This is a genomic window from Actinobacillus genomosp. 1, assembly GCF_029774175.1.
Lineage (GTDB): Bacteria > Pseudomonadota > Gammaproteobacteria > Enterobacterales > Pasteurellaceae > Actinobacillus.
This window is the reverse complement of record NZ_CP103834.1, coordinates 1324632-1341501: the sequence shown is the minus strand read 5'-3', so window position 1 is coordinate 1341501 and position 16870 is coordinate 1324632. Positions and strand designations below refer to the sequence as shown.

Genomic DNA, 16870 nt, shown 5'->3' with positions numbered 1-16870 from the left:
GGACAATAATAATGCGTTACAAAGCTCTCTTATCCTTTTTCTTCGCTTTAGTAAGCGGTGCGGCTGTTGCTAAGTGGGAAAAAATTAATGATATTGATTACACTTGGGGACCGTTTAAAATTTATAATATTTCCCTTTTTAGTGAAACAGGTGAATATACACAAGAATCTCGCCCGCTGATGCTGACCTTAAAATACAGTAAACCGGTTGATGGTAGAGATTTTGCTATTTCTGTGGCGAAGTCATGGGAAAGTTTGGGTATTACCTTACCGAAACAAGATGAAGTTATTGATCGTCTGCGTAAAATTTTACCGGATTTAAAACCGGATGATGCTTTAAGTTATATTGCATTAGAGGATAAAGGTTATTTTGTATTGAATGATCAAGTGATTGATCAAGAATTCGATCAAACATTTAATAATGCGATGTTATCGATTTGGCTTGATCCTAAAGTGGAGTTTAGCCAGAAGTTAATCACCAAAAAAGTGGAAGGTGCGGAACAAGAAGTTCATCACTCGCTAGAATATCCGCAAAGTTTAGAAGAAGTTTCGATTGAACCGAGTAAAGCACAAGTTTCTAGCACTTCTGAACTAAGCGATGATGTCGCTCATACGGAACAACTAGTCGATTCCGAGCAGTTATCAACTAAATTGGAATCAACTAAAGCCATCAAATCTATCGGAGTACCGGGGTTACTTTCTCCTATTGCGAATAAATCTTTAGAAGCAAAAAAAGTGCCCGAAGTTAAAAAAGAAGCTGAACCGGCAAAAGATATAGTTGCTGGTGAAAATAAACCGGCAGAACCAAAGATTGTGCCGGCGGAGAAAATCCCTGAAACTGAAAAAGCGAACGAACTAAAAGAAGCAAGTCAATCTACGATTGCTAAAGAGGCAATGGCTACTGAGAATAAGCTCAAAGAGATGAAAGAAGTTCAAGCTGAGAAAGTCGTAGAGCCGGAAGAAACAGCGGAACCGGATAAAACAAAAGAAGCGATTCCTGCACAGGATAAACCGTCTAAAGAAAAAGAAGAAATAGAAAATCCGGAAAAAGAGATTATTCCGGAAATGGATCCGACACCGGACTATAAACTTCCTCTTTCATAAGCAGAGTATTAAGCAGCCGATTGGCTGCTTAATTTTTTTAACTGCTTTAATAAATAAAAGTGGCGGGCGATGTTGTAGATCTTTAAACTCGTTATGCCATTGAGGTTGTTCCGCCAGCATCGGCTCTTCCACTTGCACGATTTCAAACCCGGCTTGAATCAGCTGATTGAAAATCGTTGCCATGGTGCGATGATAGGTTTTGAATGCTTGTTGGAACCAACTTCTATCTCGCTCCCCCTCATCTCGATAATAATTTAAACGATAAGCAACTTGTTGTTTTTGCTCATTTTTCTCCCAACGATAGCCGTCTTTATAGCAAGTGACGATCGGATGTTCTTGGGAAAAAATCAGCGTGCCGCAAGCGGTCATTTTTGCGGAAATTTTTGCAAGTAAATCGGCAAAGTCCTCAATATAATGGAACGCAAACGAGCTGGTGACCACATCAAAATGATCTTCCGGAATTTTATCTAATTGTTCCATTGGCAGGCAATGCAACGAGAAAGCGGTCGATTTTTGCCAATTTTTTGCTAAATCACTTTCTGCCTGTTTTAACATGAGTTCCGATAAATCCAGTCCGACAACTTTACTCGCACCTAATTCTAAATAATGTGCCAAATGTACCCCGGTACCACAACCCAAATCTAATACTTTTTTATTGGTAAGATCCGGTAAAAGTGAAAACATCGTAGGCTTTTCCACCACTTCATTCATACTGATTGGGTTTTCACGTAATTGTTGATAACGTTCAAAGAAAATCGGGGTATCGTAAATACTTTTTTTCAACTGTTTATTCCTATAAAAAAGCCCACAAATGTGGGCGATATGTTACTGGTATTGGGCGAGTTTTTGCAAGGTCTGGTAGGCTTTATCTGTGCTGAGCAAATCTTTAACACGTTGTACGTTGGCTTTTAAATCTCGTTCGCCGAAAGTACGCATAAGCATAGCAGTATTTACTGCAACCGCATCAATATGTGCCGCTTCGCCTTTGCCTTTTAATAAAGCGGTAATTTTTTCCGCATTTTCTGCAGGTTCCCCACCTTTTAACGCCTCAATTGAATGGCGTTGGATACCGAAATCATCCGGTGTTAGTGTGAAATGATGGATCTCTCCTTGTTCAATTTCAGCGACTAAAGTTTCGCCGTGTACCGCCACTTCATCTAAACCGGAACCGTACACCACAATCGAATGTTGATGATTTAAGGTGCGTACCGTTTCTGCATAAAGTTTTAACACATCCGGTGAATAAACGCCGAGTAATTGGCGTTTAGCGTGTGCCGGATTCACCAACGGCCCCAGAATATTAAATAGTGTGCGAGTTTTCAGTGCTTGGCGTACCGGTACAGCGTGTTTAAAACCAGCGTGATAAAGCGGAGCAAATAAGAAACAGAGATTATTTTTATCTAACGCTTGGCGTGCGGTTTGGGGAGAAATGGCAACATTAATCCCTAATGCAGATAGCACATCGCTTGCGCCGGTTTTACTGGAAACGCTACGGCTGCCATGTTTTGCGACTTTATAACCTAAGGTTGCCGCTACAATCGCACTGGCGGTAGAAATATTAATTGTATTTTGCCCGTCACCACCGGTTCCGACAATATCGGCAAAATCGTAATCGGGAGTTGGGAATGCGGTTGCATTTGCAAATGCCGCTTCAACCGCTCCGGCAATTTCTTCAATCGTTTCACCTCGTAATTTTAGTGTGATAAGAGCTGCGGAAAGTTGTTCGTTAGCAACTTTGCCTTGAATTACTTGCTCAAAAAAGTAGTGTGATTCTGCTTTTGTGAGCACTTGATTCTCAAATAATTGACTAAGAATGTTGTCGAGTTGCATAGTGTTATCCTGTTTTTGTTATGTTGATAAGCGGTTATTTTTCTAAATTTTTTTGCTTAATGTTGTGTGGAAAGCAGCCATTCGACCGATTGTTTTAATAATTTAGTGCCTTCTACGGTCAGGATTGATTCTGGGTGAAATTGAAAGCCGCAAATCGGTAATTGTTTGTGGCGAATCGCCATCACGATATTATCGAAGCGAGCATTGATTTCTAACTCCTCCGGCAGATTATCCCCCATCAATGAATGGTAACGGGCAACCGGCATCGGGTTATTGATGCCGTGGAACATTGCTTGGTTATCGTGTTCAATTTTAGACACTTTGCCGTGTAAAACGGTACCGGTATGCACGGTACGTCCGCCTAATGCTTCGATAATTGCTTGATGACCCAAACAAATACCAATCATCGGTACAGCGCCTTTGAGCCGTTTAATGATAGCTAACATATTGCCGGCTTCTGCCGGTGTGCCGGGGCCGGGCGAAAGTGCCACAATACAATTTTCGGTAGTTTGTGCTTTGTTTAGAAAGTCTTCTAATGGGTAATCGTTACGAAAAATAGTTACTTGATGACCTAATTCACGAAATTGATCGACAAGGTTGTAGGTAAACGAATCAAAATTATCAATAAAAAGAATATGTGCCATAGCTTATCCGTCCTTATTTGGTATTAACTTGTGCGATTGCTTTTAATACGGCTTTCGCTTTATGACGTGTTTCATCCGCTTCCGATTGCGGATCCGAATCCAATACTTCACCGCAACCGGCTTGTACGTAAGCGATGCCGTTTTGCACGAATGCAGAACGAATCACAATGCAGGTATCTAAATCGCCGTGCGAAGTTAAGTAACCGACCGCACCGCCGTAACTGTGGCGTTTTTGTTGTTCCACTTGATAGATTAACTGCATCGCTTTAATTTTAGGCGCACCGGTTAAAGTCCCCATATTCATACACGCCTGATAAGCGTGTAGTGCATCTAAATCGGTACGTAATGTGCCAACCACTCGAGAGACCAGGTGCATAATTTGTGAATAGCGATCGATTTGCATCAGATCAACCACTTTACGTGTACCGGCTTGGCAAACACGAGCGACATCATTACGAGCCAGATCAACTAGCATTAGATGTTCTGCCAATTCTTTTTGATCTAAACGTAATTCCAATTCTAAGCGTGAGTCCAATTCCGGATCGATATTGCCGTTGGTATCAAAACCACGCGGACGAGAACCGGCAATCGGATAAATTTCTAATTGACGAGTCGCTTGCGAATATTTCAAGGCACTTTCGGGCGATGCACCGAATAAAGTAAAGTTCTCGCCTTGCATAAAGAACATATACGGGCTTGGATTATTGATTTTGAGCTGACGATAAGCGGCTAAAATATTCGGGCAAGGTAAGCTAAAACGGCGTGAAGGCACAATTTGGAACACATCACCGATATGAATATGATATTTTAGCTTTTGAACGATTTGCTTAAAGGCTTCATCTTCAATATTGGTTTTCACTTCATCACTTGCCGTTCTAATCTGTAGGCGTAATTCGCAAGGCTGATATTTTGCAAGAATTTGGCTAAATTCGACCGCTTGTTGCTGTAAACGGCTTTGTTGGGTTTCATCGAAACAGAAAGTGTGCAACACCGATTCCTGTTTTTGATGGTCAATAAACACTAATTGTTCGGCAAGATAGAAGCTGTAATCGTGGCAACGTAATCCGTCATCTTGTAGTTGAATACCGTCCATCGGAATAAAATGGGCGACCAAATCGTAGCTAAATAAACCGCCTAAATAGATCGGGTCCGCTTTATCGGCAAAAAGTTGGCTCACACAGCGTAAACCGTCAAACACTGTGCTGGTTTTAAGTTTGCTGTCTTCATCTAAATTTTGTGCAATGGGCGGAAAGGTTGCTGATAAGCGGTTAAATTCGGCTGAAACTTTGCAAGTCGGAGCCGGTGATAACTGTTCCAATGCAGCTTGGATATGGGGAATAACCGCTTTACCGTTTTCAGTTAATGTCTCAAAAGTGACGATTTGTGCATCGCAATAAATATGTAATGCAGATTGAGCGAACAATAAACTTTTTAGGCTGTTTTTACTGTGGATTTCTGCAGAGTCTAATAATAGCGTATGCGGTTTATTATCACAGAGGTGGTAAAAAGCGGCGGTGGTATCTGCATAGTAGGGAAGTTGTGTTTGCTGAGTATGGAAATTCATTTCACGATTCCTTGTTTAATTTATTTATGTACTATTAAACTAGTATAAAAATAATAAGTCAAGTAATTTTTTAAATGCGTGAGATTTGACTAAAACGACTGGTTTTCTTTTTTTGCTTTTGTACAATAACCATTATTTTTTATTTATTGAGATATATTATGGCAACTCCACAATCCGGCATTACACTAACGCATCGTAAATCGGGCATTTTTATTGAAGCGAATGTGTTAAATATTGAAATGTTTCGTCCTAGAATTCATACCATTCAGCATCAATTTCAAGAAATTCAGCAGCAGTTTGCTACGGAAGCATTAGGGCTTACCCTTGCTTTCGGCAAAGCACTTTGGAGCCGGCTAAAGGCTAATTCCGCTACTGAATTAAAGGATTTTGTCGCACTAGGCAAAGCGGAACGAGAGTATGCGCCGGCAACCCAACGTGATTTTTTAGTACATATTCAATCAAATCGTCCGGATATTAATTTTTCTATCGCTTTGATGGTGGTGGAACAATTAAAAGAGGTGGCGGAAATAGTGGAGGAAACCCATGGTTTTCGTTGGGTGGAAGAGCGTGATTTAACCGGTTTTATTGATGGTACGGAGAATCCGCAAACCGATGAGAAATTGCGTGAAGTCGCTTTAGTTGAAGAGGGTGAAGATGCCGGCGGCAGTTATGTATTGAGCCAACGCTATGTTCATCAATTATCAAAATGGCATAAGATGAACACGGAGCGTCAGGAACAAGTTATCGGCAGAACAAAAGCGGATAGCATTGAGCTTGATGATGTGCCGGAAAATTCTCATGTAGGTCGTGTGGATTTAAAAGAAAACGGCGAAGGTCTGAAAATTCTACGCCACAGTTTACCGTACGGCTTAGCCAGTGGTGATCACGGATTATATTTTATTGCTTTTGCAAAACGTTTACACAATATCGACCAACAGCTTAAAAGTATGTTTGGTGAATTAGACGGTAAAACCGACCGCTTGTTAGGTTTTACCAAAGCGGTTTCAGGCAGTTACTATTTTGCTCCGTCGTTAGAACAATTGGCAGCATTATAAGAACGGTATAATTCTTTAGAGAATATAAGAATGTTGGTGTATAATACATCAACATTTTTTTCGAAGGATATTACGCTATGAGCCAATTTTTTTATATTCATCCTGATAATCCTCAGGCACGTTTGATTAATCAAGCGGTAGAAATTATTAAAAATGGTGGCGTTATTATTTATCCGACAGATTCAGGTTATGCTTTAGGCTGTGCAATCGGTGAAAAACACGCAATGGATCGTATTGTTGCGATTCGGAAATTGCCTGAAAATCACAATTTTACCTTGGTATGTAGTGATTTATCAGAGCTTTCCACTTATGCATTAGTCACTAATCAATCTTATCGCTTAATCAAAAATAACACGCCAAATCCTTACACCTTTATTTTACCGGCAACCAAAGATGTGCCGCGTAGATTAATGACCAAGCGTAAGACAATAGGGATTCGAGTGCCGGATAATGCTATTGCGTTGGCACTGATTGCAGCGTTAGGTGAGCCGATTTTATCGTGTTCGCTAATGTTACCTGATACGGAAATTACCGAATCGGATCCGGATGAAATTCGAGAACATTTGGAGCATCGTGTGGATTTAATTATCCACGGCGGTTATTTAGGTCAAGAGCCGACAACCGTGATTGATTTAACCGAAGATGCCCCTAAAATTATCCGTGAAGGATCAGGCGATATTACGCCGTTTAATTAATGATTTCCTCCTTCTTAAAGAGGCAATCTATATTTTTAAAGACGCTCGTGAGAGCGACAAAGGAATCTTAATGAAAACATTTCAAACTAAAAATGCCGATCCGAAATCGGTAAAATTTTCTAAAAATCCACGTTTAGCCGAGCGTAATGAAAAGCGTGCCGAACATCCGACCTCAAAACCGTTAAAAGCAAAAAGCGAGCAATCTTTTGCAAAAAAATCAGCAAAACCGACCGCTTCCATCATTGAAACCTCAGAGAAGAAAGAGAAAGTAGTTGGTGAAAAACTACAGAAAATTCTAGCGCGTGCCGGTCAGGGATCTCGCCGTGAGTTGGAAGAGATTATTGCGGCAGGGCGTGTAAGTGTTGATGGCAAAATTGCAAGCTTAGGCGATCGTGTGCAAGTAAGCAGTGCGACTAAAATTCGTATTGACGGTAATTTAATCAGCTTAATTCCGGCACAAAAAGAAATTTGTCGCGTATTGATGTACTACAAACCGGAAGGCGAATTATGTACCCGTTCTGATCCGGAAGGGCGTGCAACGGTATTTGATCGCTTACCTCGTTTAACCGGAGCGCGTTGGATTGCGGTCGGTCGTTTAGATATTAATACTTCGGGTTTATTACTGTTTACTACTGACGGTGAGTTAGCGAATCGTTTAATGCACCCGAGTCGTGAAGTAGAGCGTGAATATTCCGTGCGTGTGTTCGGTAATATTGATGAAGCAATGTTACAGCGTTTACGCAAAGGCGTTCAGTTAGAAGACGGTCCGGCAAACTTTAAACAGATTAAAACGGTCGGTGGCACAGGTTTAAACCAATGGTTTGATGTCACTTTAACCGAAGGACGTAACCGTGAAGTTCGTCGTTTATGGGAATCGCAAGGTGTTGAGGTTAGTCGTTTGATTCGTATTCGTTACGGTAATATCAAATTGGAAAAAGGTTTACCTCGCGGCGGATGGGAAGAAATGGGCTTAGAGCAAGTAAATTATTTACGTGAGCTTGTTGGCTTACCGGCGGAAACCGAAACCAAGGTAGATGTGACGAAAAATCGCCGTCGTACCAATATTCGCCAAATTCGTAAAGCGGTAAAACAGCATTCTAAATATAGAACAAAGGCATAAAACCTAACAGAGAAAGCCAATATAAGAAATATTGGCTTTATTTTTGTTTACAATTTAATTGTAAATTTTGTTATCTTATTTAAGTTATTTGTATATAATTACTGCGCTTATACTTTTATAAGGAGTTCTATATGAAACACATTACAAAATTTGCTGTAACTTTATTAGCCGGATTGGTTATTACCGCTTGTGGCAGTAAGAACCATTCTATTGATATTAAACCTAAATCAGACAAACCTAAGCAGGAACAGCCTAAGCAGCCTCAACCGAAACAAGATCAGCCGAAACAAGATCAGCCGAAACAAGATCAGCCGAAACAGGAGCAGCCTAAGCAAGACCAACCAAAGCAAGACCAACCAAAGCAAGACCAACCAAAGCAAGATCAACCGAAACAAGATCAGCCTAAAGATAAAACAAGCGGCGGAGTATTTATTGTTGAAGGGGCTTCAAAGGGGCTACCCCAATTAACTAAAGAAAAATTGACGGATGCTAATTTGAATTCTATTAAGGTAGATGGCATTGAAATTAAGTTTGCAGATGCAACAAAAGCCGAAGGTAATTGGAAAATATCGAAAGATGGAAGTTTAGAAGTATGTTGTGATAAGTATGATTCGGTTCGTTTTGGTGTATATGATGGAGCTGTAAATAAGAGTTATGCTTTCTATAATGGTAACGTAACTAATGATATACCAACCTCAGGTAAATTTAATTATGAGGGAGATGCTTATTTGTCGGCAGCTATTGATGTTAAAAATGATGATAAGGCGTTTTTTGGTACTTCAAAATTTGAAGCTGATTTCAGTACGAAGAAATTAACCGGTACTTTAGCATTTGATAAGTTAAGTGGTAACAATAAAGTTAATGTTGATGGCACTATTTCTGGAAATAGTTTTACCGGTAAGGCAACATTTGATCGTTTCAAAGATTCAGATGCTATCGTCGAAGGTAAATTCTACGGTGAAAAGGCTAAAGAATTGGCAGGAGCATTCGAAAGTGCCAAGGAAAAAGGTGCCAAACTTGGCGATAAAAGCTGGGGCGGTGTATTTGGTGCTAAACAACAAAAGTAATATATTGATTTAAGTATAAAGCGGTAGGTTTTGCGAAAATTGTAGCAAATGCTACCGCTTTTTATATTATTTTTAGATTTTTCATTTTGATTTATATAATTTATTTTTATACATAGAAGTATATCAGGAGCGTATTTATGCAGAAAATTGCAAAGTTAGGTTTGAGTATATTAGTCGGGTTAGTTTTAAGTGCTTGTGGAAGCGGTGGTGGTAATTCATCAAATAATGCTAAGCATCCACCGATGGCAGATAATACTCCTAAGACGAATAATCCCTCTCCATTAAATAATATTCCTTCAACTTCCGCTACGGGAGCGGCTCTTATTCTTACTAATCAAGATGATAATGTAGTGGAAAAACGCGTGGAAATTAATGATCCAAGTACATCTACTCTAAATGTAGATGGAAAATCAATTCGCGTAAGTTATAAGAACTCAGGAATTTATGCCGGTACTTGGTTAAACATAAATGGTTTACACACTTGTTGTGATAAATACAGTGCGGTACGTTTCGGTATTGTTAAAGATGGTGAGAAAGGGTATATGTTCTATAACGGTTCTCCGACTAAATCCATGCCGACAAGCGGTACGGCAACTTATAACGGCTATGCACTTGTTACGGGTAATTCCGATCAATTTAAAGATAAAGATTGGCTGGATGGGACATCAAAGTTTAACGTTGATTTCGGTACGAAAAAGTTAAACGGTACATTAAATATTGATACGCTTGATGCAGTGAATATCGCTGCAGATATTTCCGGAAATAGCTTTGCAGGTACAGCAAATTCGGCAGGCTTCTCAACTCAAGCAAAAGTGGAAGGTAAGTTCTATGGCGATAATGCGAAAGAACTCGGTGGTATGTTTAAAGACAATTCCAAAATCGGTGATGATAAAGCTTGGGGCGGCGTATTTGGGGCGAGCCAATAATTAATTGGATAAGCGGTCTGATTTTATTATTTTGTTACGCTAAATATTGCAAATAATGATAGAAATTAGACCGCTTATTTTTTAGTTATTCATCATCACTATTCTTCTAGCACCATCAATCCCGGAAGCGTAGCGAAACTTTGCGATTTAACCGTATTATGGAAATCATTGAGATAAGCGTAATGTTGATCCGATTCTCTGAATGCTCCGTAAAGATTACTGTATAGCCCTTGTTGAGTAATTTTCTTAGCAACCACATAACCTCTGTCTAAATAAGGTTTTACCGCCCAATAAGGTAAAGTTGCGATACCTCGTTTACTTGCGACTAACTGAATAATCGCAATAGTTAATTCGCTGGTTCTGCGTGTAGGCATAATACCTGCGGGGCGTAACACTTTACGCAATAAGTCTAACATATCGTCCGGTACCGGATAAGTAATCCAAGTTTCGTCAATAAAATCTTCCGCTTGCCAAATATCTTTATCGGCTAAAGGATGATCCTTAGCACAAATTCCAACCATCTCGTAAGAAAAGAGCGGGCGATAAATAATGCCTTCCGTTTCTTCTGCTTCGGCAACAACCGCCCAATCCGCACGATGAGTTAAGAGCAATCCGACGGTATCGGTATGGAAGCCGGATACAATGTCCAATTCCACTAAAGGCCAACTTTGACGGAAAGTATCCATTGCCGGCATCAGCCAGTCAAAGCAGGTATGACATTCCACCGCAATGCGTAATTCTCCCGCTTCCCCTTGTTTGACACGGGCGAGATCAAGCTCGGCTTCAACGATTTTCGGCAGAATATCATGCGCCAATTTGACTAGACGATCTCCGGCGGGTGTAAAACGTAGCGGTTGGGTCTTACGCTCAAATAAAGTAAGTTCATATTGATCTTCTAACAATTTAAGCTGATGAGAGAGCGCGGATTGCGTGAGATGTACGCGTTTTGCCGCAAGAGAAACGCTGCCGCTTTCTTTTAAAGCGACCAGTGTTTTTAAGTGGCGTAGTTCAAGAAAAATCGGTTTCATGTAAATAATTCATTATAAAAAGAAAGATGATGAAAGATACTATAGATAAATGCTTGGTATGCCAAGACTAAAAATGAAAATAATCATGGGTTAGGCGTTTTTGATACTTTTTTTATGTTATAAAAAAATAATGTTTAATTAATATCAAAATATGATGTGTTTTTTTGCAATATCTAATGGAAATTATCGTTAGACTATAATCCGTTTTAGTTAGGAGAAAAATTATGTCAGCAGAGCAAAAATTACCTCCGGTTGAGGTTAAATTAGGTTTTAATTGGCAGGGATTGCTGATTTCCGTTGTGGTTGGATTTGGTATCGTATTAATTCCTACCCCGGAAGGGTTGAGTGAAAGAGCATGGGGAATGTTAGCTTTATTCGTTGCAACGATTGTAGCGATTATTGCAAAAGCCATGCCGATGGGAGCGGCGACTTTAGTCGCATTAGTGATTAGCGGTGTGACCGAATTAACCCCGATTAAAGCGGGTAAAGACGAAGTGGCGATGTTATCCGGTTTTTCCAATGCAACGATTTGGTTAATCGGAATCGCTATGTTCTTATCGCAAGCAGTAATTAAAACGGGATTGGGTAAACGTATCGCACTTTATTTCGTTTCTCGTTTCGGTAAGAGAATGATGGGCGTCGCTTACGGTATTGCACTTGCCGATTTAGTGATTGGTCCGGGAATTCCGTCCGCTTCTGCACGCGGCGGCGGTATTATGTATCCGATTATGAAATCGATTGCCGAAGCATACGATTCTAAGCCCGGTCCGACAGCAAAACGTGCCGGTGCGTTTTTGGCTTTAGCCGTATCGCAAATCGATACGATTATTTGTACGATGTTTTTAACCGCTATGGCGGGTAACCCTTTGATTGCCGAACTTGCTCGCGGTCAAGGCGTAGAGATTTCATGGATTACTTGGTTTATCGGTGCATTAGTTCCCGGTGTGGTTTGTTTAATCGTTCTGCCGTATTTACTCTATTTGATTTATCCGCCTGAATTAAAAGATACGCCTAAAATGGCGGAGATGGCTCGTCAAGAATTACAAAATATGGGCAAAATGAGTAAAGCGGAATGGATTTTAGCATTAGATTTTGTGTTATTACTGTTCCTCTGGACCGTCGGTGATCTTGCATTTGGTATCCCTGCAACCGTATCCGCTTTTATCGGTTTAGTCATTTTACTCTTATCTAACATTATGAACTGGCAAAATATCATTTCTGAAAAATCAGCGTGGGATACGATGTTCTGGTTTGCAGTGTTAGTGATGATGGCGAATGCGCTAAATAAATATGGTGCGATCACGTGGATTTCTTCGCATATTTCACAATCGGTCGGCGGTTTGGATTGGCCGATTGCATTTGGTATTTTAGTACTGGTTTACTTCTACACCCGCTATTTCTTTGCTTCTGCAATGGCACATATTTCAGCGATGTATCTTGCTTTCCTTGCGGCGGCAATCGCAGTCGGCACTCCGCCGATGCTAGCGGCAATCGGTTTAGGTTATACCTCAACTTTATCAATGAGTTTAACTCAATATGCCGGCGGTCCGGGACCTGCATTATTTGGTTCAGGTTACAACACAACAGGGCAATGGTGGGGCGTTAGTTTCATTATTTCGGTTGCTTCGTTAGTTATTTGGTTTACTGTCGGTGGCGTTTGGATGAAGCTACTCGGTTGGTGGTAATTCGATAACTTAAGATGTTATACATAACTAAGCGGTCAAATTTGTATAAAAAAATGCAAATTTGACCGCTTGTTTTTTCATATAGATAATAATTTATTTATTAATGTATTTCATAATTAAATTGAAAATTATGAGTTTGCATAATGTTTGGTGTTTCTGCATTATCTAGTTATTGAATTTAACAATAGGGTTAGTGAAATAGCAGGAGTGCAGTATGACAACATTACATATCTTAGGTTTTCCACGTGTAGGGGCAAAACGTGAATTAAAATTTGCACAAGAACGCTACTGGCGTAAAGAATTAGCCGAACAAGATTTATTAGATCTGGCAAAAGCGTTACGTGAAAAAAATTGGCAGCATCAGGCACAAGCCGATGCGGATTTTGTCACGGTCGGTGATTTTACGTTTTACGACCACATTTTAGATCTACAAGTAGCAACCGGCGCGATACCGGCTCGTTTTGGTTTTGATAGCCAAAATTTGACCCTTGATCAATATTTCCAATTAGCACGTGGTAATAAAGAGCAGTTTGCGATTGAAATGACCAAATGGTTTGATACTAACTACCACTATCTTGTGCCGGAATTCCAGAAAAACACTCAATTTAAGGCGAATCCTACGCATTATGTGAATCAAATCCGTGAAGCGAAAGCTGTCGGACATCAAGTTAAACCGGTGATTGTCGGCCCGCTAACATTTTTATGGCTAGGTAAAGAAAAAGGCGAAGCCTTTAACCGCTTTGATTTGCTCAAGCAACTTGTGCCGGTTTATTTTGAGATTTTAACCGCTCTCGCCGCTGAAGGTGTGGAATGGATCCAAATTGATGAACCGGCATTAGCATTAGATTTACCTCAAGAATGGCTTGCGGCTTATCAAGACGTTTACGCTCAGTTAGCTAAAGTGAATGCGAAGTTATTATTGGCAACTTATTTCGGCTCGGTGGCGGAACACGCCGCTTTATTAAAAGCGTTGCCGGTAGACGGTTTACACCTTGATCTCGTGCGTGTGCCGGAACAACTCCGTGCATTTGAAGATTATCCGAAAGTGCTTTCTGCTGGTGTGATTGACGGGCGTAATATTTGGCGAGCGAATTTAAATCGTGTATTGGATGTGTTGGAGCCATTAAAAGCGAAATTTAATCAACGTTTATGGATTGCACCGAGTTGTTCGCTATTACATACGCCTTATGATTTATCGGTAGAAACGCAATTACAGCAAAATAATCCTGAATTATATCGCTGGTTAGCTTTTACCTTACAAAAAGTGGCAGAGTTGCAGGTTTTAAAACAGGCGTTAAATGCGGGGCGAGCAGCGGTTACGGAACAGCTGAATGATAGCCAAACCGCGGCAGATGCACGAGCGAACAGCAAAGTGATTCATAAAGCGGAAGTCGCACAACGTTTAGCGAATTTACCGGCAAATGCGGATAAACGCCAGTCACCGTTTGCCGAACGAATTAAGTTGCAAAATAAATGGCTAAATTTACCGCTTCTTCCAACTACTAATATCGGTTCTTTCCCGCAAACATTGGAAATTCGCCACGCCCGTGCCGCATTCAAAAAAGGTGAACTATCGCTTGCTGATTATGAAGCGGCAATGCAAAAAGAAATTGAATTTGTGGTTCGTAAACAAGAAGAGCTGGACTTAGACGTATTAGTTCACGGCGAAGCGGAACGTAACGATATGGTGGAGTATTTCGGTGAGTTACTGGACGGTTTTGCGTTCACTAAATTCGGTTGGGTACAAAGCTACGGTTCTCGTTGTGTCAAACCGCCGGTGATTTATGGTGACGTCACTCGCCCTGAACCGATGACGGTGCGTTGGTCGCAATATGCTCAAAGCCTGACTGATAAAGTGATGAAAGGCATGCTAACCGGCCCGGTGACGATTTTACAATGGTCGTTTGTACGTAATGATATTCCTCGTTCTACCGTATGTAAGCAAATTGGTGTGGCACTTTCTGACGAGGTATTAGATCTGGAAAAAGCCGGTATTAAAGTGATCCAGATTGACGAACCTGCGATTCGAGAAGGCTTACCGCTTAAACGTGCGGATTGGGATGCCTATTTACAATGGGCGGGAGAAGCGTTCCGTTTAAGTTATATGGGCGTAAAAGACGATACTCAAATCCACACTCATATGTGTTATTCGGAATTTAACGATATTTTACCGGCGATTGCTGGGCTTGATGCGGATGTGATCACGATTGAAACCTCACGTTCGGATATGGAATTACTCACGGCGTTTGCCGATTTCAAATATCCGAATGATATCGGCCCGGGTGTTTATGATATTCATAGCCCTCGTGTACCGACAGCCGGCGAAATCGAGCATTTATTACGTAAGGCATTGAAGGTAATACCGAAAGAACGTTTATGGGTGAATCCGGATTGCGGCTTAAAAACGCGTGGTTGGAAAGAAACCGTCGAACAATTACAAGTCATGGTTGAGGTAACGAAAAAATTACGTGCGGAATTAGCTGAATAATTCGACAAAAATAGTATTGGATTTATTAATAAAACAAGCGGTTTAATTTGCAAAAAAATCGGTAAATTAGACCGCTTGCTTAAATTATTTGTTAGAATATCGCCACTTATATTTCTCTTGTTTCAAGCAAGAGGATTTTCTATTTAGGAAAATAAAAATGCGCATTATTTTAACTTCTTTAGTGTTATTTGCCGCTTCAACGGCAAGTTATGCGGAAAAAAGCGGGCCGATTCAAGGACAACTTGAAAACGGTTTACGATATACTTTGCTGCCGTTACATGCGGAAAAAGGACGGATTGAAATTCAAATGAAAGTCAATGCCGGAGCGATTGACGAAACGGATAGCCAGTTAGGCGCAACCAATATACTTAAACATTTAGTGTTACGCGGTACCAATGCTCATCCTAACGGCTTAACGCCGTATTTGAATGAACAAAAATGGAAACAAGAAAAAAATTATCATATCGAGACCGGTTATGATCATACCACCTATCAAATGATTCCGCCTTCAACCTCTAATTTGGATAAAAGTCTCTATTTGTTAGAGCAAATGCTATTTCAAGCGAAACTTACCCAAGAAGATCTTGATGATGAGCGTAAATATATTTTGGAAGATTGGCGACAAGCGCAAAGTGTCGGTAGCTTAATGAATCAAAAACGTATTGCGGCGGTGCGTGCGGATTCTCGTTATGCCGATAGAGCGATTATCGGTACGGCGGAGAATATCCAAAATTTACCGGCAACCCAGTTGCAGCAGTTTTATCAAACGTGGTACACGCCGAATAATATGCAGCTATTAGTAGTCGGCGATATTGAACCGGAAGCGGTGAAACAACAAATTCAACAACGCTTTTCGAGTTTGGTCGCTAAAGAGATGCCGAAAAGGGATTATTTAGATCCTATCTTGTCTGAAGGACTTGCGATTAATAAACTTCAAGATGCTCGCAGTAGCGTCAGCCAAGTCGCATATATTTTCCGCTTTGATGAAATGAAACACCGAGTGCGTACCAATGAAGCTCGTTATGCGCGTTTAATTGACCGTTTGGCACTTGCTTCGTTATCGCAACGATTGCAAAATCCGTCAGCGGTTTTACCTAAAGGCGTTTCCGCTATTACGATACGTAAATCCGACATCGGTAAAAATACCGCTGCATTAGGTTGGTTTGCGACGGTCGAATCAACGCAGCATGAGTTAGGCTTAAAGCAGATTTTTAGCGAAATAGAGCAACTTAAACGTTCGCCTATTACGGAAGATGAGCTGACTAAACAAAAAGAAGCGGTACAAATTCAACTAGAAAATGCGAAGAAAGATGAGAATGATCGCGATTTCCAGCAATGGTTACAGATTATGTCGGAAACCGTATTATCGGATAAACCTTATTTAACGCAGAAGAAGTTGGCGGAGCTCTTAGAGCCAATGCTGAAAAAAGTCTCGGCTAAAGAGGTAAATGAAAGAATCCAACAATGGATTAGCAGTAAAGATCGTTTAATCAACTATCAACCGCCAAGAAAAGTACAGCTAAAATCGATTACGCTAGAAACGGTTAATCTGCTGCAAGCAGAGGTAGAAAAGCCGGAAGTAGAAAAAACGGAAGCTACTCAGCCGACTACAGACAAAAAGCAATAAAGAAACAAGAGTAATCAAGAAATTGATTACTCTTATTT

At 40.6% G+C, this 16870-nt stretch carries 14 protein-coding genes; 9 read left to right on the top strand and 5 right to left on the bottom strand.

Annotation, left to right across the window (positions count from 1 at the left end; genetic code table 11):
- Positions 1 to 11: 11 nt before the first annotated feature.
- Positions 12 to 1103 (top strand): hypothetical protein, encoded by a 1092-nt coding sequence (locus NYR63_RS06080; RefSeq protein ID WP_279456736.1) that lies wholly within the window; start codon positions 12 to 14, stop codon positions 1101 to 1103.
- On the opposite strand, the gene NYR63_RS06075 is transcribed toward NYR63_RS06080, so the two are convergent.
- The 4 genes from NYR63_RS06075 to NYR63_RS06060 are packed head-to-tail and all read right to left on the bottom strand — an operon-like array spanning position 1098 to position 5141.
- Entirely contained in the window at positions 1098 to 1886 is a 789-nt protein-coding gene (locus NYR63_RS06075) for a class I SAM-dependent methyltransferase (RefSeq protein WP_279456735.1), read from the bottom strand. The two genes, NYR63_RS06080 and NYR63_RS06075, sit on opposite strands and share 6 nt — an antisense overlap.
- Before the next feature lie 42 nt (positions 1887 to 1928).
- Positions 1929 to 2933 carry an anthranilate phosphoribosyltransferase gene (trpD, locus tag NYR63_RS06070; RefSeq protein WP_279456734.1) on the bottom strand — a complete coding sequence of 335 codons (1005 nt, stop codon included), beginning with the start codon at positions 2931 to 2933 and terminating at the stop codon, positions 1929 to 1931.
- Positions 2934 to 2989: 56 nt separating this feature from the next.
- The gene (locus tag NYR63_RS06065) at positions 2990 to 3577 is read right to left on the bottom strand and encodes an aminodeoxychorismate/anthranilate synthase component II (protein ID WP_279456733.1); all 588 of its coding nucleotides are present in this window, start codon (positions 3575 to 3577) and stop codon (positions 2990 to 2992) included.
- Positions 3578 to 3590: 13 nt separating this feature from the next.
- The gene (locus NYR63_RS06060; protein WP_279456732.1) at positions 3591 to 5141 is read right to left on the bottom strand and encodes an anthranilate synthase component 1; all 1551 of its coding nucleotides are present in this window, start codon (positions 5139 to 5141) and stop codon (positions 3591 to 3593) included.
- Between the two features lie 158 nt (positions 5142 to 5299).
- Between NYR63_RS06060 and NYR63_RS06055 the strand changes: the two genes are divergently transcribed.
- The 5 genes from NYR63_RS06055 to NYR63_RS06035 all read left to right on the top strand — a co-directional run bounded on the left by NYR63_RS06055 (position 5300) and on the right by NYR63_RS06035 (position 10004).
- Entirely contained in the window at positions 5300 to 6196 is an 897-nt protein-coding gene (locus NYR63_RS06055) for a Dyp-type peroxidase (RefSeq protein WP_279456731.1), read from the top strand.
- Positions 6197 to 6273: 77 nt separating this feature from the next.
- A complete protein-coding gene (locus NYR63_RS06050; protein ID WP_005604900.1) occupies positions 6274 to 6891 on the top strand; it encodes an L-threonylcarbamoyladenylate synthase in 618 nt (205 codons plus the stop codon).
- Between the two features lie 70 nt (positions 6892 to 6961).
- The gene (gene rluB, locus NYR63_RS06045) at positions 6962 to 8011 is read left to right on the top strand and encodes a 23S rRNA pseudouridine(2605) synthase RluB (protein ID WP_279456730.1); all 1050 of its coding nucleotides are present in this window, start codon (positions 6962 to 6964) and stop codon (positions 8009 to 8011) included.
- Between the two features lie 131 nt (positions 8012 to 8142).
- Positions 8143 to 9078 (top strand): Slam-dependent surface lipoprotein, encoded by a 936-nt coding sequence (locus NYR63_RS06040; protein ID WP_279456729.1) that lies wholly within the window; start codon positions 8143 to 8145, stop codon positions 9076 to 9078.
- A 137-nt stretch (positions 9079 to 9215) separates the two neighbouring features.
- Positions 9216 to 10004, top strand: coding sequence for a Slam-dependent surface lipoprotein (locus NYR63_RS06035; RefSeq protein ID WP_279456727.1), 789 nt, complete (start codon positions 9216 to 9218; stop codon positions 10002 to 10004).
- Positions 10005 to 10102: 98 nt separating this feature from the next.
- Here NYR63_RS06035 and NYR63_RS06030 read toward each other — a convergent pair whose 3' ends face one another.
- Positions 10103 to 11032 carry a LysR family transcriptional regulator gene (locus tag NYR63_RS06030; RefSeq protein WP_279456726.1) on the bottom strand — a complete coding sequence of 310 codons (930 nt, stop codon included), beginning with the start codon at positions 11030 to 11032 and terminating at the stop codon, positions 10103 to 10105.
- A gap of 224 nt (positions 11033 to 11256) precedes the next feature.
- Between NYR63_RS06030 and NYR63_RS06025 the strand changes: the two genes are divergently transcribed.
- The 3 genes from NYR63_RS06025 (at position 11257) to NYR63_RS06015 (ending at position 16832) form a co-directional block, all read left to right on the top strand.
- Positions 11257 to 12717: a DASS family sodium-coupled anion symporter gene (locus tag NYR63_RS06025; protein ID WP_279456725.1), complete on the top strand. Its 1461-nt coding sequence runs from the start codon at positions 11257 to 11259 to the stop codon at positions 12715 to 12717.
- A 214-nt stretch (positions 12718 to 12931) separates the two neighbouring features.
- Entirely contained in the window at positions 12932 to 15205 is a 2274-nt protein-coding gene (gene metE, locus NYR63_RS06020; RefSeq protein WP_279456724.1) for a 5-methyltetrahydropteroyltriglutamate--homocysteine S-methyltransferase, read from the top strand.
- Positions 15206 to 15362: 157 nt separating this feature from the next.
- Positions 15363 to 16832 carry a M16 family metallopeptidase gene (locus tag NYR63_RS06015; protein ID WP_279456723.1) on the top strand — a complete coding sequence of 490 codons (1470 nt, stop codon included), beginning with the start codon at positions 15363 to 15365 and terminating at the stop codon, positions 16830 to 16832.
- Positions 16833 to 16870 lie beyond the last annotated feature (38 nt).